General features: G+C 70.1%; 24 protein-coding genes. 7 read left to right on the forward strand and 17 right to left on the reverse strand.

Annotated features, from left to right (window positions below; genetic code table 11):
• Window positions 1-1,016 (reverse strand): methionine adenosyltransferase (gene metK / locus ACZ6SD_RS30140; protein ID WP_465320433.1); only part of this gene is annotated, 1,016 nt, incomplete at its 3' end.
• 103 nt (window positions 1,017-1,119) lie between these two features.
• Complete coding sequence (locus ACZ6SD_RS30145; protein WP_465320405.1) at window positions 1,120-1,716, reverse strand: TetR/AcrR family transcriptional regulator; 597 nt, start codon at window positions 1,714-1,716, stop codon at window positions 1,120-1,122.
• An 89-nt stretch (window positions 1,717-1,805) separates the two neighbouring features.
• Between ACZ6SD_RS30145 and ACZ6SD_RS30150 the strand changes: the two genes are divergently transcribed.
• The 4 genes from ACZ6SD_RS30150 to ACZ6SD_RS30165 all read left to right on the forward strand — a co-directional run bounded on the left by ACZ6SD_RS30150 (window position 1,806) and on the right by ACZ6SD_RS30165 (window position 5,091).
• Complete coding sequence (locus tag ACZ6SD_RS30150) at window positions 1,806-2,258, forward strand: ester cyclase (RefSeq protein ID WP_465320406.1); 453 nt, start codon at window positions 1,806-1,808, stop codon at window positions 2,256-2,258.
• A gap of 14 nt (window positions 2,259-2,272) precedes the next feature.
• The gene (locus ACZ6SD_RS30155) at window positions 2,273-3,265 is read left to right on the forward strand and encodes a zinc-dependent alcohol dehydrogenase family protein (RefSeq protein WP_465320407.1); all 993 of its coding nucleotides are present in this window, start codon (window positions 2,273-2,275) and stop codon (window positions 3,263-3,265) included.
• Between the two features lie 141 nt (window positions 3,266-3,406).
• On the forward strand, window positions 3,407-3,961 hold the full coding sequence (locus ACZ6SD_RS30160; protein ID WP_465320408.1) for a toxin: 555 nt from the start codon (window positions 3,407-3,409) through the stop codon (window positions 3,959-3,961).
• 5 nt (window positions 3,962-3,966) lie between these two features.
• On the forward strand, window positions 3,967-5,091 hold the full coding sequence (locus ACZ6SD_RS30165; protein WP_465320434.1) for an MAB_1171c family putative transporter: 1,125 nt from the start codon (window positions 3,967-3,969) through the stop codon (window positions 5,089-5,091).
• Here the strand turns inward: ACZ6SD_RS30165 and ACZ6SD_RS30170 are convergent.
• From ACZ6SD_RS30170 to ACZ6SD_RS30190, 5 genes are read right to left on the reverse strand one after another with little or no spacing between them, the layout of a single operon-like run.
• Entirely contained in the window at window positions 5,042-5,593 is a 552-nt protein-coding gene (locus tag ACZ6SD_RS30170) for a hypothetical protein (protein WP_465320409.1), read from the reverse strand. The two genes, ACZ6SD_RS30165 and ACZ6SD_RS30170, sit on opposite strands and share 50 nt — an antisense overlap.
• Window positions 5,590-7,743 carry a xanthine dehydrogenase family protein molybdopterin-binding subunit gene (locus ACZ6SD_RS30175; RefSeq protein WP_465320410.1) on the reverse strand — a complete coding sequence of 718 codons (2,154 nt, stop codon included), beginning with the start codon at window positions 7,741-7,743 and terminating at the stop codon, window positions 5,590-5,592. The genes ACZ6SD_RS30170 and ACZ6SD_RS30175 overlap by 4 nt, the downstream gene beginning before the upstream one ends.
• Complete coding sequence (locus ACZ6SD_RS30180) at window positions 7,740-8,726, reverse strand: FAD binding domain-containing protein (RefSeq protein ID WP_465320411.1); 987 nt, start codon at window positions 8,724-8,726, stop codon at window positions 7,740-7,742. The genes ACZ6SD_RS30175 and ACZ6SD_RS30180 overlap by 4 nt, the downstream gene beginning before the upstream one ends.
• On the reverse strand, window positions 8,719-9,183 hold the full coding sequence (locus tag ACZ6SD_RS30185) for a (2Fe-2S)-binding protein (protein ID WP_465320435.1): 465 nt from the start codon (window positions 9,181-9,183) through the stop codon (window positions 8,719-8,721). The genes ACZ6SD_RS30180 and ACZ6SD_RS30185 overlap by 8 nt, the downstream gene beginning before the upstream one ends.
• An 11-nt stretch (window positions 9,184-9,194) precedes the next feature.
• Window positions 9,195-10,418 carry an MFS transporter gene (locus tag ACZ6SD_RS30190; protein WP_465320412.1) on the reverse strand — a complete coding sequence of 408 codons (1,224 nt, stop codon included), beginning with the start codon at window positions 10,416-10,418 and terminating at the stop codon, window positions 9,195-9,197.
• A gap of 132 nt (window positions 10,419-10,550) precedes the next feature.
• Between ACZ6SD_RS30190 and ACZ6SD_RS30195 the strand changes: the two genes are divergently transcribed.
• Window positions 10,551-11,087: a MarR family winged helix-turn-helix transcriptional regulator gene (locus ACZ6SD_RS30195; RefSeq protein ID WP_465320413.1), complete on the forward strand. Its 537-nt coding sequence runs from the start codon at window positions 10,551-10,553 to the stop codon at window positions 11,085-11,087.
• Here ACZ6SD_RS30195 and ACZ6SD_RS30200 read toward each other — a convergent pair.
• Genes ACZ6SD_RS30200 through ACZ6SD_RS30230 form a run of 7 tightly spaced genes read right to left on the reverse strand, consistent with a single transcriptional unit; the run spans window position 11,077 to window position 16,810 of the window.
• Complete coding sequence (locus ACZ6SD_RS30200; RefSeq protein WP_465320414.1) at window positions 11,077-11,901, reverse strand: methyltransferase domain-containing protein; 825 nt, start codon at window positions 11,899-11,901, stop codon at window positions 11,077-11,079. The genes ACZ6SD_RS30195 and ACZ6SD_RS30200 overlap by 11 nt on opposite strands.
• 1 nt (window position 11,902) lies before the next feature.
• A complete protein-coding gene (locus ACZ6SD_RS30205; protein WP_465320415.1) occupies window positions 11,903-12,718 on the reverse strand; it encodes a haloacid dehalogenase-like hydrolase in 816 nt (271 codons plus the stop codon).
• A gap of 7 nt (window positions 12,719-12,725) precedes the next feature.
• The gene (locus tag ACZ6SD_RS30210; RefSeq protein ID WP_465320416.1) at window positions 12,726-13,442 is read right to left on the reverse strand and encodes an AAA family ATPase; all 717 of its coding nucleotides are present in this window, start codon (window positions 13,440-13,442) and stop codon (window positions 12,726-12,728) included.
• Window positions 13,439-14,440 carry an AvrD family protein gene (locus ACZ6SD_RS30215; protein ID WP_465320417.1) on the reverse strand — a complete coding sequence of 334 codons (1,002 nt, stop codon included), beginning with the start codon at window positions 14,438-14,440 and terminating at the stop codon, window positions 13,439-13,441. The genes ACZ6SD_RS30210 and ACZ6SD_RS30215 overlap by 4 nt, the downstream gene beginning before the upstream one ends.
• A 26-nt stretch (window positions 14,441-14,466) precedes the next feature.
• Window positions 14,467-14,748, reverse strand: a complete 282-nt coding sequence (locus ACZ6SD_RS30220; RefSeq protein ID WP_465320418.1) for an acyl carrier protein — start codon at window positions 14,746-14,748, stop codon at window positions 14,467-14,469.
• Window positions 14,742-15,473, reverse strand: coding sequence for an SDR family NAD(P)-dependent oxidoreductase (locus ACZ6SD_RS30225; RefSeq protein WP_465320419.1), 732 nt, complete (start codon window positions 15,471-15,473; stop codon window positions 14,742-14,744). Before ACZ6SD_RS30225 ends, ACZ6SD_RS30220 begins: the two co-directional genes overlap by 7 nt.
• Complete coding sequence (locus tag ACZ6SD_RS30230) at window positions 15,470-16,810, reverse strand: class I adenylate-forming enzyme family protein (protein WP_465320420.1); 1,341 nt, start codon at window positions 16,808-16,810, stop codon at window positions 15,470-15,472. The genes ACZ6SD_RS30225 and ACZ6SD_RS30230 overlap by 4 nt, the downstream gene beginning before the upstream one ends.
• A 344-nt stretch (window positions 16,811-17,154) precedes the next feature.
• On the opposite strand from ACZ6SD_RS30230, the gene ACZ6SD_RS30235 reads away from it, so the two are divergent.
• A complete protein-coding gene (locus ACZ6SD_RS30235; RefSeq protein WP_465320421.1) occupies window positions 17,155-17,580 on the forward strand; it encodes a helix-turn-helix domain-containing protein in 426 nt (141 codons plus the stop codon).
• A 91-nt stretch (window positions 17,581-17,671) separates the two neighbouring features.
• Here ACZ6SD_RS30235 and trpD read toward each other — a convergent pair whose 3' ends face one another.
• The 3 genes from trpD to ACZ6SD_RS30250 are packed head-to-tail and all read right to left on the reverse strand — an operon-like array spanning window position 17,672 to window position 19,614.
• Complete coding sequence (trpD, locus tag ACZ6SD_RS30240; RefSeq protein WP_465320422.1) at window positions 17,672-18,709, reverse strand: anthranilate phosphoribosyltransferase; 1,038 nt, start codon at window positions 18,707-18,709, stop codon at window positions 17,672-17,674.
• Window positions 18,710-18,712: 3 nt separating this feature from the next.
• Window positions 18,713-19,123: a hypothetical protein gene (locus ACZ6SD_RS30245; protein WP_465320423.1), complete on the reverse strand. Its 411-nt coding sequence runs from the start codon at window positions 19,121-19,123 to the stop codon at window positions 18,713-18,715.
• On the reverse strand, window positions 19,120-19,614 hold the full coding sequence (locus ACZ6SD_RS30250) for a ribonuclease E inhibitor RraB (protein WP_465320424.1): 495 nt from the start codon (window positions 19,612-19,614) through the stop codon (window positions 19,120-19,122). The genes ACZ6SD_RS30245 and ACZ6SD_RS30250 overlap by 4 nt, the downstream gene beginning before the upstream one ends.
• Before the next feature lie 56 nt (window positions 19,615-19,670).
• Here ACZ6SD_RS30250 and ctaE point away from each other — a divergent pair, with 56 nt between their 5' ends.
• Window positions 19,671-20,297 carry an aa3-type cytochrome oxidase subunit III gene (ctaE, locus tag ACZ6SD_RS30255; RefSeq protein ID WP_465320425.1) on the forward strand — a complete coding sequence of 209 codons (627 nt, stop codon included), beginning with the start codon at window positions 19,671-19,673 and terminating at the stop codon, window positions 20,295-20,297.
• Window positions 20,298-20,322 lie beyond the last annotated feature (25 nt).

Consider the following 20,322-nt stretch of genomic DNA (forward strand, 5'->3'; position numbering starts at 1 on the left):
CGGATCGCGGACTGGATCTTGAGCGGGTCGACGTTCTCGGTGCCGAAGGTCTCCACGAACAACCCGACCGGGGCGGCCTTGCCGATCGCGTACGCGACCTGCACCTCGATCCGCGAGGCCAGACCCGCCGCGACCGCGTTCTTCGCGACCCACCGCATCGCGTACGCCGCCGAGCGGTCCACCTTCGACGGGTCCTTGCCCGAGAACGCGCCACCACCGTGGCGGGCCATGCCGCCGTAGGTGTCCACGATGATCTTGCGGCCGGTCAGGCCCGCGTCGCCCATCGGACCGCCGATGACGAACCGACCGGTCGGGTTGACCAACAACCGCACCTCGGCGGTGTCGAGATCCAGCTCGGCCAACTCGGGCAGCACGACCTGCTCACGCACGTCCACACCCAGCAACTTCTCCAGGTCGACGCCGTCGGCGTGCTGGCTGGAGACCACCACCGTGTCCAGACGCACCGGCTTGTCACCGTCGTACTCGATGGTCACCTGAGTCTTGCCGTCCGGACGCAGATACGGCAGCACACCGTCCTTGCGGACCTTCGTGAGCCTGCGGGACAGCCGGTGCGCCAACGCGATCGGCAACGGCATCAACTCCGGGGTGTCGGTGCACGCGTAGCCGAACATCAGACCCTGATCGCCCGCGCCCTGCCGGTCGATCTCGTCGGAGGCGTTCTCCACCCGAGTCTCGTGCGCGGTGTCCACACCCTGCGCGATATCCGGCGACTGCGCCCCGATGGCGACGTTGACACCACAGGAGTTGCCGTCGAAGCCCTTGGCCGACGAGTCGTACCCAATCCGCAGGATCACATCACGGACGATGCTGGGAATGTCCGCGTACGCCTCGGTCGTCACCTCACCCGCGACATGGACCTGACCGGTGGTCACCAGTGTCTCCACGGCCACCCGAGACCGGGGGTCCTTCGACAGCAGCGCGTCGAGCACCGAGTCGCTGATCGCGTCACAGATCTTGTCCGGATGGCCCTCAGTGACCGACTCCGAAGTGATCAGTCTTGCGTATTCCCGGATCACGGGCCCAGCCTCCTCGGTCCTGCTGTTGTTCGTCGCGAGGACGCTAGGACCGCGGGCCCACTCGCCGCATCAGGGCCAACCCTTACCGTTTAGCCGCAGCGAGGTTGCGCGCCGCCTCGACCACGGTCGCCCGCCGCCGGGCGACCTCGTCGCGGTCGTCGGCCTCGGCCCCGGTGAGCATCCTGGCGACTTGGGGCACCGCAAACCACCACGAGGCCAGCGACAGCACGAGGAACACCAGGTGCGCGGCGTCGAGCCGGTCGGTGAGCACGCCCTCGGCCTGCGCGGCGCCGAACGCCTCTACCTTGACCCGGTAGTACTCGGTGCGGGCCGCCTCGTCGGGGATGGCGCCCTGGTAGGCCAGCCCCTCCCAGTGCAGCAGTCGGACCAGCGTCGGATGGGCCAAGTGGTAGTCGAAGGCGCGGCCTGCGAACTCGCCAACGTCCTCGGTCCGTAGGGAAGCCAGCGGCACGGCCGCGGCCACAGCGGCGAGTTCCTCGCCAAGCACGGTGGCGAACAGCGCCTCTTTGCCGCCGAAGTAGGAGTACAGCCGCTCCTTGTTGATCCCGGCGCTGCGGGCGATGCGGTCCATAGTCGTCCCGTGTAGACCGTGGGCGGCAAACTCCGCGGTGGCGGCCTCCTTGAGCCTGCGCCGGGTCTCGGCGGTGTTCCACGCCATCTCGGCCTCCGTTTCCGCCGGGCGTTGACGATCTCCTCGGTCATGCCTAGCCTAGTTCCAACGATTCGGTTGGAATCTGGGGGAGCGGTATGAATGTCCTGGCACGTCCGCGGCTCTCGTCGGACGACCGCAAACGGCGCGCGCGGATGCTGTTCGAGCGGATCATCACCCACAACGAGCTACACCTCGCCGACGAGATCTTCGCGGCGGACTTCTTCTGGCCGCAGTTCGGGTTGCGGGGACCGGGCGGGGTGCGGACCTGGGTGCGGGACTTCCGCGCCGCGTTTCCCGATGTGGTCGACACCGTGCAGGAGCAGATCGCCGAGGGGGACGTGGTGATCACCCGGGTGCGGGTCGTGGGCACCCAGCTCGGCGAGTTCCGGGGGCTGCCCGCCAGCGGCAGAAGAGCGGACTTCGCCGCCGTCGGCATCGACCGCTTCCGTGGCGACAAAATTGTGGAGCGGACGGCGCTGTTCGACTTCGTCGACCTGATGCGCCAGCTCGGTCACCGCACATTCACCGATCCCGCCCAGCCGAGTTGAAGGAACCTGACGACATGACACGCGTCGTGCGTTTTCACGAGCTCGGCGGCCCGGAGGTTCTGCGGATCGAGGACCACGACCCGGGTGAGCCGGGGCCGGGCGAGGTGGTCGTGCGGGTCGCGGCGATCGGCCTCAATCGGGCCGAGGCCAGTTTTCGGGCAGGCCGCTACCTCGAACAGCCTGCCAGTCTGCCGTCCGGACTGGGCTACGAGGCCGCAGGCACGGTCGAGTCACTCGGCGCGGGGGTCGACGGTTTCGCGGTTGGCGACCGCGTGAGCGTGCTGCCGGTGTTCTCGATGAACGACTACCAAGTCTACGGTGAACGGGTTGTCGTGCCCGCCACCGCGCTGGCCCCGCTGCCGGACGGCGTGGACATGGCGTGCGGCGCGGCGGTGTGGATGCCCTATCTCACCGCCTATGGTGCCTTGGTCGACATCGCGGGCCTCGGTTCGGGTGATGTCGTCGCGCTCAACGCCGCGTCGAGCAGCGTGGGGCTCGCTGCGATTCAGATCGCGAACCATGTCGGAGCCGTGCCGGTAGCGATCACCCGCACCGCGGCCAAAGCCGCGGCATTGCGGGCGGCGGGCGCGGCGGAGGTCGTGGTCGGCGCGGAGCAGGACATCCGCGACGGCATCCTGCGACACACCGGTGGTCGGGGCGCACGGGTGGTGTTCGACCCGGTGGCAGGCCCCGGTGTCGCAAACTTGGCCGAGGCGACCGGGGCGGGTGGCACGGTGTTCGTCTATGGCAGCCTCAGCGGCATGCCGACGCCGTTCCCGAGGGTGGCGGTGTCGAAGGGGCTGTCGCTGCGCGGGTACACGGTGTTCGAGGTGATGCGGGACGAGCGGCGCAGGCGCCGCGGCGAGCGGTTCGTCCTCGACGGGCTGCGCGCGGGCTGGCTGCGGCCGACCATCGACCGGACATTCCCGCTGTCGGAGATCGTGGCCGCGCACCGGTACCTGGAATCGAACCGGCAAATCGGAAAAATCGTCGTCGACGTCACCTGAACGGCCCACGGTTCACCTGATTGCCCGCACCGAATAGCCACGATCCGGTTGTGGCTATTGCGCCGATCGGGCACTCTCGATGAGTCACGTGCCGCTTTTGCGGGCTGTACGCACGCCTCACCCGAGGAGCAAACAGACGCGATGTCGCCTTTCGCACGGGTTTCCCGCAGGCGAATCACCCAGGTGCTGCGGGACTGCGAGGAACGCCTGGCTGGACTCGCCATCCCGGCACCGACCGACGTGACCGGGCTTGTCGGGTTTCTCAGCAGACGCACCGGCAGGCTCATCCACCTGATGCCCGCCCCACTGCCCGCGTCGCAGTGCTCCGGGCTGTGGCTCGCGCTGCCCGCGGTCGATCTCGTGATCTACGAGGCGGACACGACCACAACCCACCAGGAGCACATCATCGCCCACGAGCTGGCGCACATCATCTGCGATCACCGCGGCGTGGGCCCGGTGGACGACACGACCGCACGGCTGCTGTTCCCCAGCCTGGACCCCGCGCTGGTGCGCGACATGCTCCGCCGCGCCGAGTACGCCGAGGAGCACGAGGTCGAGGCGGAGGTGATGGCCTCGCTGTTGCTGCGGCGGGTCCAGCCGCCCGCGCCCGGCCCGGCGCATGCCGCCGCTCCCGAGGCCGAGGCCGTGCTGGAACGGCTGGAACGGTCGTTCTCCCTGACCGGCGGTGCTGGTTGACGACCGTGTTGCACCTGGTGTGCCTGACTGTCGGGGTGGCCTTTCTGGCCATGCGCGCAGGTGCGCTGCTGCGCGACCCCCGGGACGTCGCGAATACCGCGTTCTGTGTCTACGTGGGGTTTTCCGCGCTCGGCTACCTCGTGCTGCTGCCCCCGCTCTACAGCCTCATCGACCGGCTGACCGGCGTGGTCAACAGCGCGGGGCTGATTTCCGCGGTGTCGGTGCTCGCCTTGACCGGAGCGCAACAGGTCCTGATGACGCACTGGACGTACCCGGCCGACCGGGCGGGCCGCCAAGCGCGGATCCGGTTGCTGCTGACAGCGGTGATGATCGCGGGCTTCGTCACGACGTTCTTCCTGTTCCGCCCCAGGGTGCAGAAGTTCCACGACTTCTACGTGACCTACACCCACCAGCTCTCTTCGGCCCCGTACCTGGTGATCTACATTGTCGGGTGCGTCGTGGGACAGCTCGACGTCGTGCGCAACTGCGCCCGGTTCGCCCGGATCGCCCCGCCGTCCTGGCTGCGCCGCGGCATGGTCGTCACCACCGTCGGGGCAGCCACGATCCTGGTCTACTGCGGGGTCAGGATCGCCGATATCGTGGCCGGGCAACTCGGCGGCGACCTGCGCGGCCTGGAGCCGCTCGCCTGGGCCTGCGGTGACATCGGGTCGGCCCTGGCCCTGGTCGGCTGGGCGGTGCCGACAATCGGGCCGCGACTTTCGCGAGCCGGTCAGTGGTTTCGCAGTTACCGTGCGCATCTTGCCCTCTATCCGCTGTGGAAAGCCTTGGACAAGGCCGTTCCCGGGGTGGCGCTGGCCCCGCCCGGGCCACGGTGGCGGGAACTGCTGCGGGTGCGCGACATCGATTTCTGGCTGTACCGGCGGGTTGTCGAGATCCAGGACGCGCGCCGGGCGATCCGGGCGGAGGTCGACAGCGCGCTGGCAGACCTCGCCGCCGGACACGGTGCGCCTTCGCCGGGCACTGGGTTGCCGGTCGCCATCGCCACCGCGCAACTTCGGGCGGGCGGGGACGCGAAGCGCGGGCCGGACCGGACCGACCTGGCTGGCGAGATCGAGTGGCTCACGGCGGTGACGCAACAGTTCGTGGCGTACCAGCGGGCGGGGCGCTGACCTCGATCCGCTCGGTGGGATAGCCGGTTTCGATGTCCAGGCCCGCGTCGAGGTCGAACACGAACCGCTGCCGGTTCGCCACGGCCAGCCGCATCGCGGTCGCCTTGTCCGACGCCAGCCGCACCAGGCTGAGCACCACCTGCTCGCTTTCCCGGTTGTACCAGGCGCCCACGTCCAGATCAGGGTCCTCCGAGAGCAGTCCTGCGTTGTCGCGCAGGTATCCGCGCACGATTTCGTCGCCCTGGTCGGTGAAGAACCCCGCCGCGGGCACCACCCGCACGCCGGTGTCGGTCGCCACGACGTACCCGGACGTGGGCGTCGTGCCGTCGCGCGGGTCGACGGTGAAGCCGTTCTCGGTCCGGACCCGATCGACCAAAGCGTCCACCTGGGACTCTATGGCGGGGAACGGCGGTCCGCTTCGCGGCTGCTGCTGGCAGCCAGCCAGCACCAGCAGCGCGACGACGACCGGCGCCCGTAGCACGCGGTCGAAACCAGGAGTCACAGCAGCACCTCCGGGGTGATGGGCAGTTCGCGCACCCGCACGCCGGTGGCGTGGCGCACGGCGTTCGCGATGGCCGCCGACACGCCGACGGCGCCGAGTTCGCCGATGCCGCGCGCGCCGATCGTGCTTGCGTGCGCATCGTGCTCGTCGATGAATGACACGTCGAGGTCCGGCACGTCGGCGTTGACCGGGACCAAATAACCGGAGAGGTTCTTGGACACGAACCGTCCCAGCTTCGGGTCCATGACCGAGCGTTCGAGCAGCGCTTGCCCGATGCCCCAGACCATCCCGCCGGTCATCTGGCCGCGCGCGGTCAGCGGGTTGATGATCCGGCCCGCGCTGTATACGCCGACGAGTCTGCGGACTCGGGGGACCGGGATGTCCGCGTCAACGGCCACCTCGGCGAACACCGCGCCGAAGCTGTGCATCGAGCGTCCCTCGTCTTGCGGCGTCCACGATCCGTCCGCCGTGACGCTGTCGACTCCCTGGGCCGCGAACAGCTCGCCGAGTGCGACGGTCGTGGCCTGCCCGTCCTCGATGACCAGGTTCGCGCCGTCCAGTCGCACGGCGGTGTCCACCGAGGCCATGGCGGTCAGTTTCCCGGCCAGCGCTTGAGCCGCCGCGTTCACCGCCGATCCGACGCTGAGCGCGGTCGAAGACCCAGCGGTCATTCCGGTCTGCGGCAGTGTGGTGTCGCCCAGCCGCAGGGTGACCTGGTCGGGCGGGCAGCCCAGTGCGGCCGCGGCGATCTGCGGCAGGATTGTGTACGTGCCGGTGCCAATCTCCTGGCAGCCCGCCTCGATGAGGACCGCGCCGTCCGCGCGCACGCTGGCGCGGGCGGCGGCCGGGAAGCGGAATGTCGCCATCACCGCGGTGGCCATGCCCCAGCCCACAAGCAGGTTTCCCTCGCGCATCGACCCCACCTCCGGGGTGCGCCTGGCCCAGCCGAAGCGGCGTGCGCCTTCCCGGTAGCAGGCAAGCAACTCCTTGCTGGAGAACGGTTCCCCGCTGGTGGGGTCAGTGTCGGCGTGGTTGCGCACCCGCAGGTCGAGCGGGTCGATCCCGAGTTCGCAGGCCAGTTCGTCCATTGCCGATTCCAGCGCGAACATTCCCGGTCCCTCGTGCGGCGCCCGCATGGGCGTCGGCAGGATCGAGGCGACAGGCGCGACCCGGTGGGTGGTGGTGATGGCCGGGCACGCGTAGGCCACGCGGCTGCCGTTGGCGGCCATTTCGGCGTATCCGCCGTAGGTCGCGGTGGGATTGAGGGAGTCGTGCCGGATGGCGGTCAGGGTGCCCTTGCGGGTCGCGGCGAGGGTGATTCGCTGCCGGGTGGGCGGCTGGTAGCCGTGCGAGGTGAAGCTCTGCGCGCGGGTGAGCACCAGGCGGACCGCGCCGCCGAGTTCCCGCGCGGCCATCGCGGCGAGGATCTGGTGCGGCCACACGTAGCCCTTGCTGCCGAAGCCGCCGCCGGTGTGCTCGGCGATCACCCGGACCCGCTCGGCTGGCAAACCCAAGGTCGAGGAGATCACCGCGCGCACGTTGAACACGCCCTGGGTGGCGTCACGCAGCGTCAGCGACGCGTCCCGCCACTCGGCCTGGGTCGCCGAGGTCTCCATCGGGCTGTGGTGGCGGGCCGAGGTGGCGTACTCGCCGCTGACCACCACATCGGCCGCCGCAATGCCCGCGACCAGATCGCCGACCTCGGTGTCGGCCGGACCCCAGCGCGCGGGCGGTGTGGGCGTCACGGTTTCGGCCACGGTGTGAAAGTCTGTCGCCGCCGAGTGCTGGGCGTACTCGGCGCGGACCAGCGCGGCCGCGGCGACGGCTTGCTCCAGTCGGTCGGCGACGACTAGGGCGATCGGCTCGCCCTCGTAGCGAACCTGGTTATCCTGCAACGGAAGCCGACCGCCGTACGGCGCGCCCTGAGCGGGGGAGAGGCGGGGGGCCGTGCGGTGGGTGAGCACGGCCACGACGCCGGGTGCGGTCTCCGCGGTGGTGGTGTCCAGGACGGTGACGGTGGCCGAGGGCACGGTGGCGGGCACGATCACCGCGTGGCGCAGGCCCTCGGCGGGCCACTCCGCGGCGTACCTGGCCGTGCCGCAGGCCTTGATCAGCCCGTCCACCCGGGCGCGTGCTGCGGGCGGGGTCATCGCGGCTCACCTGCTTGCAGCACCGCGCGAACCGCCGCCCTGATCCCCAGTTCGACCTTGAAGTCGTTGTCGCGCAGGGGACGCGCCGCCGCGAAGGAGAGCGTGACCGCGGCGCGCACCCGCTCGGCGGACAGCGGGGCGCCCACTAGGTCGTGTTCGGCCTCGGTGAGCCGCCACGGCCGGGCGGCGACGCCGCCGACGGCGATTCGGGCCCGGGAGACCCGGTCCCCGTCGACCTCGACCACGGTCGCGCACGAGACGAGCGCGAACTCGAAGGACGCGCGCTCGCGCACCTTGAGGTGGCCCGAGCGCGCGCCTGGGGCGAGCCGGGGCACCTCGACGGCAGTGATCATCTCGCCCGGCCGCAGTTCGGTCTCCCGTTCCGGTCGGTCGCCCGGCAGCCGCAGGAAATCGCCGATCGCGACCGCGCGCTCGCTCTCGGCCGACCGCAGCCGAACGCGCGCGTCCACAGCGGACAGTGCGACGGCGAGGTCGGAGGCGTGGGTGGCGACGCACTGCTCGCTCCAGCCGAAGATGGCCGCGGACCGGTGCTTGCCCTCCGCGGCTGCGCAGCCCGAGCCAGGTTCGCGCTTGTTGCACGGCACTGACCGGTCGGTCCGGAAGTACGGGCACCTGGTGCGCTGCATGAGGTTTCCGCCGATCGTGGCCATGTTGCGCAGTTGCGGTGACGCCGAGGATTCCAGTGCCCACGCCACCAGGGGATAGTTCGCGCGCACCGCGGGGTGCGCCGCCACTCGGTCCAATGTGGACAGCGCGCCGAGGGTGAGCCCATCGGGGCCGTCCTCGATCGCGTCTAGGCCGATCGAGTTGATGTCGAGTAGCAGGCCCGCTGTCTCGACATCCTCTTTGAGTAGGTTCAGCAGGTCGGTTCCGCCCGCGATCAGCCGCGCGTCCGGCCGCCCGGCCAGCAGCGCGAGCGCGCTGTCCGCGTCGGTGGCGCGCAGGTAGCCAAAGTCACGCATCGCGCACCGCCGCCGCGTCCCGCACCGCGTCGACGATCTGCGGATAAGCGGCGCACCGGCAGATGTTGCCGCTCATCCACTCCCGGATCTCCGCGTCGCTGCCCGCGTGCCCCTCCGCGACGCACGCGATCGCCGACATGATCTGGCCCGGCGTGCAGTAGCCGCACTGGAGCGCGTCGCGCGCGACGAAGGCCTGCTGCATCGGATGAGGGTCGTCCGGTGTTCCGATCCCCTCGATCGTGGTCACCTCGCGGTCCACGTGCATGACGGCCAGGGTGGTGCAGGAGTTGATCCGCCTGCCGTCCACGTGGACGGTGCACGCCCCGCACTCGCCGCGGTCGCAGCCCTTCTTGGTCCCCGTGAGGCCCGCCACCTCGCGCAGGGCGTCGAGCAGGGTCACCCGGGGTTCGAGCGCGAGGTGATGTTCGCGGCCGTTGATCCGCAGGACCACCGGGATGGCCGAGCCGGTCACCCGACCTCCTCGGCTGAGGTCCGCTTGGGCAGGGACCAGCGGTTGTAGACGACGGCGCCGACGACGGCGGTGATCGCGCCCGCCACCGGAATCCAGCGGAAACCAGCCGAGGACAGCAGCACCCCGCCGATCGCCGCGCCGAGGGAGGTGCCCAGGTACATGAAGAAGCTGTTCCAGGCCAGGACCGACCCGCTCGCCGTCGGGAATGCCGCCACGAGCCGGGACTGGTAGGCGGGCAGGCAGGGGTAGGCGGTCAGGGCGAACACCCCGAGGGCGGCCATCAGCAGCCAGGCGGGGGCCTCGACCAGCAGGGTCACCAGGAGCAGGGCCGCCGCCAGCAGCAGCAGGCTACCGGTGGCCACACGCCCGGCGCCGTACCGGTCGGCCAGCTTTCCGCCGCTGAGGCTGCCCGCGACCGCGCCGAGTCCATAGACGATCAACGCGGCGGCCACGGCCCCGGTCGACATCCCGGCCACCTCTTCGAGTCCTGTCCCGAGGTAGGTGTAGAAGGAGTAGACGGCGAACGCCCAGATCCCGGTGACCGACACCGCCCGCAGCTTGGCGCCCAGTGGGATTGTGGCCGCTCCCGGCCCGGTGGGGGCGGCGCCCGCGCTCCGGGGCCAGACCACCCGGTTCGCCACCACAAGGACCGCGGCCAGGATGCCGATGCCGAAGAAAGCCGACTCCCAGCCCAGGGCGGCGGCGAGCGCGGTGCCGGTCGGCGCCCCGGTCGTCAGGGAGATCAGGAAACCGGCCATAGCGGTGGACATCCAGAACCCCCGGCGGGCGGGCGGCGCGGACTGGCCGACCAGGGCCAGCAGCGAGGGAGTCACCCCGGCCGCGAAGAGGCCCGCCAGCACCCGGGCGACCAGCAGCGGACCGAAGCCCAGCGGCAGCCCGGTGAGGACGTTGGCCAGGGCGAACCCGGTGAGGCCGATGACCAGCACGCCGCGTCGGCCCACCCGATCGGCCAGGGCGCCGCCGAGCGGCGCGCCCAGCATGTAGGCCAGGGAGAAGGCCGTGACCGAAGTGCCCGCCACGCCGGTCGAGACCCTGTATTCCGCGGCGATCGCGGGCAGCAGCGGCGAGACCACGAACAGGTCGGTGCCGATCACCAGCAGGGTCAGGAAGGCGATGGCGAGGCGGAGCGGCGAACCGTCGCGCCCAGTGTCCGCGCCTGCCTGGGTGTTCGGATCGCGGGTCGTGCTGGGCGTGCTCACTTCGGCCTCCTGCTCATGTTGCCTCCACTGTCGCGGACCTCTTGGCCAGAAGATTACTACGCTGGTAAATAATTCGCCAGTGAGATATTTGCTGGCGAACAAGTGGGTTCTCGTGTTGCTAGGCTGGTCGCCATGGACGGTCGTGACGAGGTCGATGAGATCGACCGCATGCTGGCGCAGTGGTCCTGGTCGACCTACGACCTGGCGCTGCGGCAGATGGCCGTCTCCAAGCGGATCAGTCTGCTGGCCCGGCGGCTGGAGAAGCTGGCCACCGACACCCTCGGTCCTTTCGGCCTCGACCCCGGCGAGTTCGAGGTGCTGGCGACCCTGCTGCGCAGCGGCCCGGCCCACGAACTCTCGCCGAGCGCGCTGAACCGGTGGCTGATGATCTCCGGCGGTGGCCTCACCAAGCGGCTGGCCCGGCTGGAGGAACGAGAGCTGGTCAACCGCAGGCTCGACCCGCGCGACCGCCGTTCCCTGTTGGTCGCCCTCACCGAGCGGGGCTTGGCGCTGGCCGAGTCCGCCGTGCTGGCGCACTCGGCCGCGACCGCCGAGGTGATCGATCGAATGGGCCCCGGCCCCCGCGAGCAGCTTTCCAGCCTGCTGCGGGCGCTGCTGCTCAGCCAGGACTTGCCGGTCGCTGACGACCGGCAGGCGCTTAGCGGGTAGCGCCCAGCACGAACCCGGTCAGGGACGCGAAGAACCGTCCTCGCTCCTGCGCGGCGAACAACGGCTGCCACCACGCCGCGAGCGCCTCCGCCGACAGGTCGAGCTGCCCGGACTCCTGCGCTTGGGCGAGCTTGCCCTCAAGCGAGGCGCGGAAGAACCCGAACGGCAGCCGCACCGTGTGCGGGGTCAGTGTTACCTCGCGCAGGCCCCGGTCGAGGAACCGGCGGACGAGCTGCCTGCCGTTCCAGCCGCTGCGGTGCCCGTCCACCCAGCAGTGAACCAGCGTCCGGGTCACGGCCCGGTCCGGGTGGTCGACGGTGAGGGTCTCGAAGTCGTAGTCGAACACCGCGATCCGGCCACCGGGCTTGGTCACCCGGACCAGTTCGTCGTCTGCCGCGTCGAGGTCGGCGCAGTGCTGGCGCACCAGCTTCGCCCGGGTGGCGTCGAAGGCTCCGTCGTCGAATCGCAGCGCGCACATATCGGCGACCACGAAGTCCACCGGCAGGTCCGGGGCCGCGCCGCGCGCCTTGGCCTCGGCGACCATCGCCTCGCTCAGATCCGTGCCGAGCACCCGGCCCGATGGTCCGACCAGCGCCGCGAGCTCGCGTGCGTCGTCACCGGTGCCGCAGCCCACGTCGAGCACGGTCCGGCCGGATAGCTCGCCCATGGTCCGCGCCAGTCCGGCCCGCATGGCGACGTACTCTGGCAGCTTGTTCGCCAGGTCCATGAAGTGCACGAACCATGACGCGTCAGCCGTGCCGTCCACGGCGTCGAACTCCCCCACGTTGCCGGGGGTTTCCAGGGTGTCAGTCATGTCATCTCCTTGGTGGCGCGGTTGTCTGGCAGTGCTGGCCCGTGCCCAGATAGGTCACGGCCGCCATCACCCGGCGATGCTCGTCCGGGCGTTGTTCGAGGTCGAGCTTGGTGAAGACGCTGCGCACGTGGGCTTCCACGGTTTTCAGGCTCACCCGCAGGCGCTCGCCGATCGCCAGGTTCGAGCAGCCCGTCGCGAGCAGATCCAGGACTTGCAGCTCCCGGTCGCTGAGCCGGTCGAACGGACAGGACCCGCTGGGCCCGCTGGCAGGCCACGGCCACCTCGGCCAGCCCCTGGCCGAGGCGTGCCGGGCCAGCACCGGATCGTCGCCGACGACCACCGGGCTGCCCACCACATTCAGCAGCGGCAGATCGCCGGGCTTGCCCGCGTAGGCCGACGAGCGGGCCAGGTCGACACCGTGGGCGTCGGCAAGGGCTCGCACGGCGGTCATCCGGGCGGCCCCGGTCATCGCCTTGTCGAGGTGCCCGGTGAGCCGCCCGTCGCGGACCTGTGGCCGCGAGCAGATGACCGCCTCGGCGCCCAGCGCGCTGGCGATCGGGTTGAGCAGGGCGGGCACGAACGCCGAGAGCAGCACGACCGACTGCCCCGCGCCGCGGTGGCGGCGCACCGCGGCGCGGACGCGCTCGTCGAACAGGCCCGGCTTTCCGTCGGGGCCGAACCACAGCGCGGCAAGCCGCACCAAGTCGTCCTCGCGGCGCCCGGCGAGGCGTTGGGCCAGCAGCCATGCCCGGCCCCGCGCGCTCAGCAGCGCGTTGTCCACGTCGATGAACGCCGCGCGGGTAGCGGATGCGGCCATGGTCGTCTCAGGCCGCCGTCGACTTGACGCGCTCGGTCTCCAGCCGGGTGTCGAGCAGCGCGTACTCCTCGCGGGCGCGCGCCACCGCCTCCTCGATCCCCAGCACGACCGGCAGGGAGTGCAGCGTGGTGATCGTCTCCAGGCGTTCCTCCAGCGTGCCGCCCACCACGTGGTAGGGCATCTCCAGTTCGTCCAGCGTGGTCAAGAGCATGTCGTCGCAGGTGGCGCGGAACCGGTCATTCATGGGCCGGTGGCCGTCGGCGGCAAGCGGCAACTCGTTGCGCAGGTGCACGAACGCGTCGAAGGTCTCGCGAACATGCTGCTTGAACGCGTGACCGTACTGCGCGACGACCGCCTCGAAGAACAGCATCTCCTGCGACAGCTCCGCGCGCGGCACCGTCTCCAGGCGTTCGGCGGTGACACTCGGGTTCATCCCGTAGAGCACCCGGACCGCCCCGTAGATCCACTCTTGCAGCGACGAGCCGTCGGAGATGAACCCGTCGGCCAACCTGCCCTCATGCACGGCGCGGCCGACGTGCCTGCGCATGGCCAGTTGCAGGTACTCCGCGGGCGTGCACTCGGCCAGGGACTTGCCGGGCACCGCGGCGGGCAGGATCTCCCGGATCGTCTTTGCCAGCGTGCGCGGAATGCCGGTGTAGTGCGACAACGCCATCACGGTAAGGGTCTTGCCTGAGGAATAGGTGCCGGAGACAGCGAGTTTCATGACGTCCTTCCAGAAGACTCGGGGAGCCGGTGGGCGAGGGAGCTGCGCATCGAGATCCCGCCCATGCCGCCGTCGATGACCACGTTGCGCCAGGTCTGGCCGCGTAGCGGCAGCAGATGGCTGCCGGTGATCGCGAGGTGGGCGGGCATCGGGGCCCGCCACGGCCGAACGGGGTCGGCCGCGGTCAGCGTCGTCTGCATCATCCACAGCGTGTCGCTGCCGCCCCGGGTCAGCGAGTCCAGCTCGTACATGAGCACTTGGGCCAACTGGAGGTTGACCACAAAACAGTCCACCATGGACACCGAAGGCTGGTAGGCGCCTTCGACGCCGTCAGCGCCGGTCGGGACGTTCGCGCGGTGCACCAGCGCCCCCGCCCGGCCTTGGGTCACATCGGCGTCGACCTCCGCCACGGTCAGCGCCCTGGATTTGAAGCCGTCGCCGAAGAACCGGTCAGCGGCCGGGCCAAGAACATCCACAATGGACTGATGAACCGCCTGCCCGACGGCGACGCCGCTGGTGGCGTGCTCGATCTCGACGGTTGCGCGCATCGCGCCGATCATGATTTCCACAGTGGACACCCGGGTGCCGTCGACTGTGGCCCTGGCCGCGGTCACCTTGGCCGACGCGGGCAATCCGACCAGGTCTTCCTGGGGGGTGGTCCCGGCCCGCAGGGTGACCCGGCGCAGCCACATCCGCCGCCGGGTGGCGGCGTCGAGACCGTGCAGCGCGGCGAGGTGTGCCTCGGCGAATTGGGCGCCGAGCACGAGCGTGTCGACGCTGCTCAGGTGCGGCCGGAGATCCGTCCCGAGGGACTTGCGGGACCAGTCGGCCGGATAGCGCACAGTTACCGTCGCCCGTAGGGCGTCGTCCGGTCCGCCCGGCAGCGCCACGTCGCGCACGTCGTAGTGCACCCGGCGGTACCCCGCGCCAAAGAACCGGGTCGCGCTCGGGCCTAAGTAGTCATCGATGGTCGCGTAGGACAAACGTGAAGGGGACATCGCGGCTCCCTTGCCTGTCGTGGCGGTCATGGCCCGACCGGGGCCGGGTTCAGCGCCCGCCGGTACACCTCGGCCAACTCGTCGACCGAGCGGATGTCGACGATGGCCACTTCGTCGGCGGCGAACGGGTCGACACCTAGTTCCGCTTCCAGTTGGATGAGCAGCCGAGCGAGCATCAGCGAGTTCAACCCGATTTCGTGCAGGGCGCTGCGCCCGTCGATCGGGCCCCCGTCCTCACCCCCGATCTCGGCCAGCAGTTCCCGGATCTCCCGATCCACAACCGCGCGCACGCTTGCGATGGTCAGCATGTGATTCCTCCGTCTACGACGATGGTTTGTCCGGTGATGAACGAGGCGGCGGGGGAGACCAGGAACAGCGCGACATCGGCGATCTCGGCGCCGGTGGCGAGCCTGCCCAGCGGCGTGCGCCGGGTGATGCGGGCCCGGTTTTCCTCGGTGACCCCGTCGGTGAGAGCGCTATCGAAGAAGCCGGGGACCACCGAGTTCACCCGGATGTTGAACGCGCCCAGTTCGGTCGCGAGTGAACGGGTGAGCCCGTCCATGCCCGCCTTGGTCGCGGTGTAGACGGCCACGCCCCGGTATCCGCGTACCGCGTTGATCGATGACACGGTGAGCACCTGGCCGCCACCGCGCCGGGTCATCGCCCGCGCGCAGGCCTGGGTCAGCAGGATCGGCGCGAGCAGGTTGGTGGTGACCATGGCCTTCGTTTGCGGCTCCGGCATCGTGACGAACAGCCCCTGCCGCAGGATGGCCGCGTTATTGACCAGCAGGTCGATGCCGCCGAACCGGGTGACCACGTCGGTGACGAAGCCGCGGATCGCACCGACGTCGGCCAGGTCGAGCGCGGCCCAGTGGAAGCGCTCCGCCGCGGTCCGCGCGGTCTCCGCGGTGAACTCGTTGGCCTTGCGGCTGAACGTGGCGACCCGCCAGCCCTCGGCGAGCAGCCGACGCACCAGGAGCTTGCCGAGCCCCCGGCTGCCCCCACTGACCACCGCGACCCCGGGCGGGGTCACGGCGCGCTCCTAATCTTCTTCAGCCGTTCCGAGTGCAGCGGCCCGCCTGCCACTCGCACGACCATCGGCACCTTGTAGGCGTCAAGCCTGCGCAGGCAGTGCTCTCGCACCCGGCGCGACACCTCGCGCTCGTCCTCATCCCGCACCAGTCGGACGGTCGCCTGCACCACCATGCCGGTCACGTGGTTGGGCCTGCCCGCGACCGTGGCCTCCGCGATGTTGCCGATCTCCAGCAGGACGTTCTCGACCTCGCCTGGGTAGACCTTCTCCCCGGCGACGTTGATGATCTCCGAGCGCCTGCCCAGCACCCGCAGCCACTCGCCATCGGTCTCCACGACGTCCTGGGTGTTGAAGAACCCGTCCTCGTCGAACGGCGCGGTCGCGTTGAGGTAGCCGAGCATGGCCATCTCCGAGCGAATCCACAGGATGTCGTCGACGATCTTGTGTTCGAAGCCCGCGTCGCCGAGCTTCACCCACAGCGAGTCGTCCCCGCGCGAGCGGGTCGGCAGGATGCCCAGCTCCGAGAGCCCGTAGGTTTGCTTGAGCCGGACGTGCGGAAGGGCTGCCCGCACGCCCCGCAGGGTGCGCGGCGGCATCGGCTCGGTGCCGTAGGTGACCAATTCGAGGGAGTCCGTGCGGTAGCGCTCGCAGACCCCGGAGATCAGCACCATGTTGAGAAACGTCGGCGTGGTCGGCAGCACCTGCGCCCGGTGCTCGGCGATCGCGGCGAACACCACGTCGGGCGTGCGCTCGGGCACCGTGACCACCGCGCCGCCCTGGCTCAAGGTGTGCAGCAGGGTGTTGATGCCGCCGATGTGGTCGAGGTTGAGCAGGGACAGGGTCCGCCGTGGCCGGGTCGGCTCGCCATAGCGGGCCAGCACCTTGGTGAAGTCAAGCACCGAAGCCTTGCTGCGCCCCGACGTGCCGGAGCTGAACAGCACCAACCCGGGCGACCCGGCCGCGCGCAGGGTCGCGTAGAGGTCGTGGCTGGCGGTGCGGCCGGTCATCGCGAAGGCGTCGTCGCCCGCGGCAGGGGTGAGCGTCACCTCCACCTGTGCGATCTCGTGGAACTCGGCGCGCTGAGCGGGGGTCACCGTGGTCAGCGGCACCACGATGGCCGCGCGCTCGACCAGCGCCAGCAGGGCGGCGCACACGGCGGGCGAGTGGCCGCCCTCCAGGGCGACGACGGCGCCGGGCCGCACCCCGGCTCGGTCGATGCGATCGCGCCACCCCGCCACCAGCGCCGCCAACCGGTCGTAGGTGACGGTCTCGCCGCCAAAGGTCATCGCGGCCGCCGACCCGAAGTCGGCCAGTCTACTCAGGAAAGGTTGACTCATCTGCTCCCCCAATTTCACCTGGCGGTCCCCACCGCCACGGTTCTCCCGGTTGATTCACTCGTCTGGCAGGCGCAGGCGCGTTCGCTGTTTCCGCCGCCGCCGAGGCGAGGCACCCCGTACCGTTGATGACGTCATCCGTTGTCATCCTGCTGCCATCCGGGCGCGTGACCTGCTCTGACGCACAGGTCATTAACTACTGGATGACTTGATTCAACTAGCAGTTGACTTGATCGACGGTAGCCATTGCCGCCCGAGTTGCCGACATGACGCTTCTCACAGGGAAAATTCGACTGTCAGTTGATAGCGTCGTAAGCGCGGGGGCGCTGGAACCATCGGAGGGCGGCATGGCCGCTGACGGAGATCGACCAGTCCTCGCCGAACGCTTGGACAACCTGTTCCGCACCAGCAGGCCTCAGGGCAGGCGCTGGACGAACGACGACGTCGCCACGGAGATCAAGCGGGCGAACCCCGACCTGAAGGTCAGTGGTGCCTACCTCTCAGCGATCCGCACCGGGAAGCGCAGCAACCCCGCGCCCGACCTGCTCGCCGCCTTGGCCCGCTTCTTCGGCGTTTCCACCGCCTACTTCGTGGACTCCGAGTACGCCGACCAGGCCGCTCGCCAACTCGCGATGCTCGACGAACTGCACCAGGCTGGCGTTCGCTCAATAGCGCTGCGCGCGGTCGGGCTTCCCTCGGAAAGCCTCGACGCGGTCGCCGCGGTCCTCGACCAGATCCGCAAGGCTCAAGGCCTTCCCCCGGTCGAGGAATGACCGGAGCCCGCCATCGCCGCCGTGGTTTCGCCGTGCGACAGGAGGGACGGCTCCCCGGTAGCCCGTGGCAACGGCTGTTCGGTTGGGTGGGCTAGGACGCGAGTTCGGTGGAGCGGGTCGTCCAGCGGTCCAGGAGGGTCGCCGCCGCGCCAGAGTCGATGGCCTGGGCGGCTTGGGCCAGGCCGGATTCCAGGTCGGCGTGCAGGTCGGCGGTGAGGCCGCGGAAGGCGGCGATGGCGCCCGCCGCGTTGAGGATGACCGCGTCGCGGACTGGGCCGGTCTTGCCCGCCAAGAGGTCGCGGACGACCTGGGCGTTGAACGCGGCGTCGCCGCCGCGCAGGGCTTCCGGCAAGGCCGGGGCGACGCCGAGGCGGGCGGGGTCGATGCGGTCTTCGCGGACCGTGCCGCCGGTGACGACCCAGGTCGCCGTGGTGGTCGTGGTGGTGATCTCGTCCAGGTTGTCGTCGCCTCGGACGACGAGGACGCTCGCGCCGCGCTTGGCGAACACGGCGGCCACGATCGGGGCCATCGCCGCGTTCGCGCAGCCGATCAAGCCCGCGCTGGGGCGGGCGGGGTTGGTGAGCGGGCCAAGGACGTTGAACGCGGTGGGGATGCCCAGCTCGCGCCGCGGCGGGCCGACGACCTTGAACGCCGGGTGGAACACCGGGGCGAAGCAGAACCCGATGCCCACCTCGCGCACGCAGGTCGCCACCGCGTCCGGCGGCAGGCCGATCACGACGCCGAGTTCCTCCAGCACGTCCGCGGTGCCGCACTGCGACGACGCGGCCCGGTTGCCGTGCTTGACCACCGGCACCCCCGCCGCCGCGGTGACCAGGGCGCTCATGGTGGAGATGTTGACCGTGTGGGACTGGTCGCCGCCGGTGCCGACGATGTCCACCGCGTGCCCGTCGACATGGACCAGCCGGGCGTGCGCGAGCATCCCCTCGGCCATGCCCGAGACCTCGGCTGGCGTCTCGCCCTTGGCGCGCAGGGCGACGGCGAACCCGGCGATCTGCGCCGGGGTCGCGGCCTCGGACATGATCTGGTCCATCGCCCACGCCGTGTCCTCGGCGGAGAGGTCGGTTCTCCCGATGAGCTGATTGAGCAGGCTCGGCCAGGTGCGGGTCATGGGTCAGCCCCGCGCCACGGGCAGGCGCTTGGCGCGCAGCACGTCGGCGACGGTCTCGGCGGCGGTCAGCGGGTCGAGCGGGTGCACCACCACGGCGTCGGCCTGCGACCAGGTGGCCAGCCACCGGTCGTCCTTGCGGCGCACCGCGATCACGATCGGCGGGCAGTCGGTGATCTCGTTCTTGAGCTGCCTGCACAGGCCGATGCCGCCGGTGGGCTGCGCCTCGCCGTCGAGGATGGCGAGATCGATCTCACCGGCGTCCATCTCCATCAGGACCTCGGCGACGGTCCCGACCTCCACATAGGCCACCCGGCCGATGTCCGCGGCGGGACGGCGGCCCACGGCTGTGACGATGGTCTCGCGTACCTCGGGCCGGTGGCTGAACACGAGGATCTTCAGCGGGGCAGTGCTCATGCGCGGCGTCCTTCGCGAGAGACCTGGTCGGGAGCCCCGATGTTATCGGTCTCACGTCCGCCGGTCTGCAAGGCGTCCCAGCCGGTCGCCTCGCCGCCGAAGCGCTGCGCGAGACTGGCCATTCTCGATCTTTCCTGGGCGCACCGCAGGGCGTCCAGAACCTGCGCCCGGACCGCGAAAACGCGGGCGAAACCGTCGTCGTCGGCCGGGTTTTCCCGCAGCTCGTACCCATCTTGAGCGATCAATGCCGCCGCATCGGCCAAACGATCTTGCGGCAGGGTCAGATAGTGGCGCAGCACGGCCGGTTCAGTCGGCCGCCAAGCGCTCGCGCGGGCAAGAGCGGCCGACGCGGCCTCCGCATGGTCGAACGAGGCCGCCACGACGGTCAGCGAGGGGTCGTCCAGGTCGGTTTCCGCCTGTTTCCCGCTGGTGAACAGCGTGCGAACCCAATCGCGTAATCCCATGTCCCAGCCTTCCGGTCCGTTCGTCAAGTGTGACGTGGTCTACGCACGACCCGACAGGGCGACTCGACTTCTCGCAAGACATAATGCGACCCGTGACTGCAGCAGCGCCCTCCATTGGCCAGCGTGTGCACTCGCTGAACCGGCCGAACATGGTCAGCGTCGGCACCATCGTCTGGCTGTCCAGCGAACTGATGTTCTTCGCCGGACTCTTCGCCATGTTCTTCACCGTCAAGGCGCAGAACAGCACCGGGGTCTGGCCGCCCCCGCTGGAGGGCGGCGAGCCGATCCACCTGAACGTGCCGTACGCGCTGCCGTTCACGATCATCCTGGTGGCCTCGTCGTTCACCTGCCAGCTCGGCGTCTTCGCCGCCGAGCGCGGCGACGTGTTCGGCCTGCGCCGCTGGTACATCGCGACGCTGGTCATGGGCACGATCTTCGTCGGCGGCCAAGCCTACGAGTACTACAACCTCGTGCACGAGGGCGTGACGATCCCGTCCGGCGCGTTCGGCACGGTGTTCTACCTGACCACCGGCTTCCACGGCCTGCACGTCATCGGCGGCCTCATCGCGTTCGTGTACCTGCTCATCCGCACCCGGCTGAGCAAGTTCACTCCGGCGCAGGCCACCTCGGCGATCGTGGTCTCGTACTACTGGCACTTCGTCGACATCGTGTGGATCGGCCTGTTCGCGGTCATCTACCTGGTCCCGTGATGCCTCTGGCGGAAGCCGAGGACGT

It is taken from the genome of Actinokineospora sp. NPDC051303, assembly GCF_055586285.1.

What these genes read in the sequence shown, in the direction of transcription:
- ACZ6SD_RS30195 (WP_465320413.1), top strand. Translation starts at nt 10,551, where the DNA reads ATGGACGGTCGTGACGAGGTCGATGAGATCGACCGCATGCTGGCGCAG.
- ACZ6SD_RS30235 (WP_465320421.1), top strand. Translation starts at nt 17,155, where the DNA reads ATGGCCGCTGACGGAGATCGACCAGTCCTCGCCGAACGCTTGGACAAC.
- ACZ6SD_RS30145 (WP_465320405.1), bottom strand. Translation starts at nt 1,716, where the DNA reads ATGGCGTGGAACACCGCCGAGACCCGGCGCAGGCTCAAGGAGGCCGCC.
- ACZ6SD_RS30175 (WP_465320410.1), bottom strand. Translation starts at nt 7,743, where the DNA reads ATGACCCCGCCCGCAGCACGCGCCCGGGTGGACGGGCTGATCAAGGCC.
- ACZ6SD_RS30215 (WP_465320417.1), bottom strand. Translation starts at nt 14,440, where the DNA reads ATGTCCCCTTCACGTTTGTCCTACGCGACCATCGATGACTACTTAGGC.
- ACZ6SD_RS30160 (WP_465320408.1), top strand. Translation starts at nt 3,407, where the DNA reads ATGTCGCCTTTCGCACGGGTTTCCCGCAGGCGAATCACCCAGGTGCTG.
- ACZ6SD_RS30155 (WP_465320407.1), top strand. Translation starts at nt 2,273, where the DNA reads ATGACACGCGTCGTGCGTTTTCACGAGCTCGGCGGCCCGGAGGTTCTG.
- ACZ6SD_RS30230 (WP_465320420.1), bottom strand. Translation starts at nt 16,810, where the DNA reads ATGAGTCAACCTTTCCTGAGTAGACTGGCCGACTTCGGGTCGGCGGCC.
- ACZ6SD_RS30205 (WP_465320415.1), bottom strand. Translation starts at nt 12,718, where the DNA reads ATGGCCGCATCCGCTACCCGCGCGGCGTTCATCGACGTGGACAACGCG.
- ACZ6SD_RS30210 (WP_465320416.1), bottom strand. Translation starts at nt 13,442, where the DNA reads ATGAAACTCGCTGTCTCCGGCACCTATTCCTCAGGCAAGACCCTTACC.
- ACZ6SD_RS30150 (WP_465320406.1), top strand. Translation starts at nt 1,806, where the DNA reads ATGAATGTCCTGGCACGTCCGCGGCTCTCGTCGGACGACCGCAAACGG.
- ACZ6SD_RS30200 (WP_465320414.1), bottom strand. Translation starts at nt 11,901, where the DNA reads ATGACTGACACCCTGGAAACCCCCGGCAACGTGGGGGAGTTCGACGCC.
- ctaE (WP_465320425.1), top strand. Translation starts at nt 19,671, where the DNA reads ATGCGACCCGTGACTGCAGCAGCGCCCTCCATTGGCCAGCGTGTGCAC.
- ACZ6SD_RS30245 (WP_465320423.1), bottom strand. Translation starts at nt 19,123, where the DNA reads ATGAGCACTGCCCCGCTGAAGATCCTCGTGTTCAGCCACCGGCCCGAG.
- trpD (WP_465320422.1), bottom strand. Translation starts at nt 18,709, where the DNA reads ATGACCCGCACCTGGCCGAGCCTGCTCAATCAGCTCATCGGGAGAACC.
- ACZ6SD_RS30180 (WP_465320411.1), bottom strand. Translation starts at nt 8,726, where the DNA reads ATGCGTGACTTTGGCTACCTGCGCGCCACCGACGCGGACAGCGCGCTC.
- ACZ6SD_RS30220 (WP_465320418.1), bottom strand. Translation starts at nt 14,748, where the DNA reads ATGCTGACCATCGCAAGCGTGCGCGCGGTTGTGGATCGGGAGATCCGG.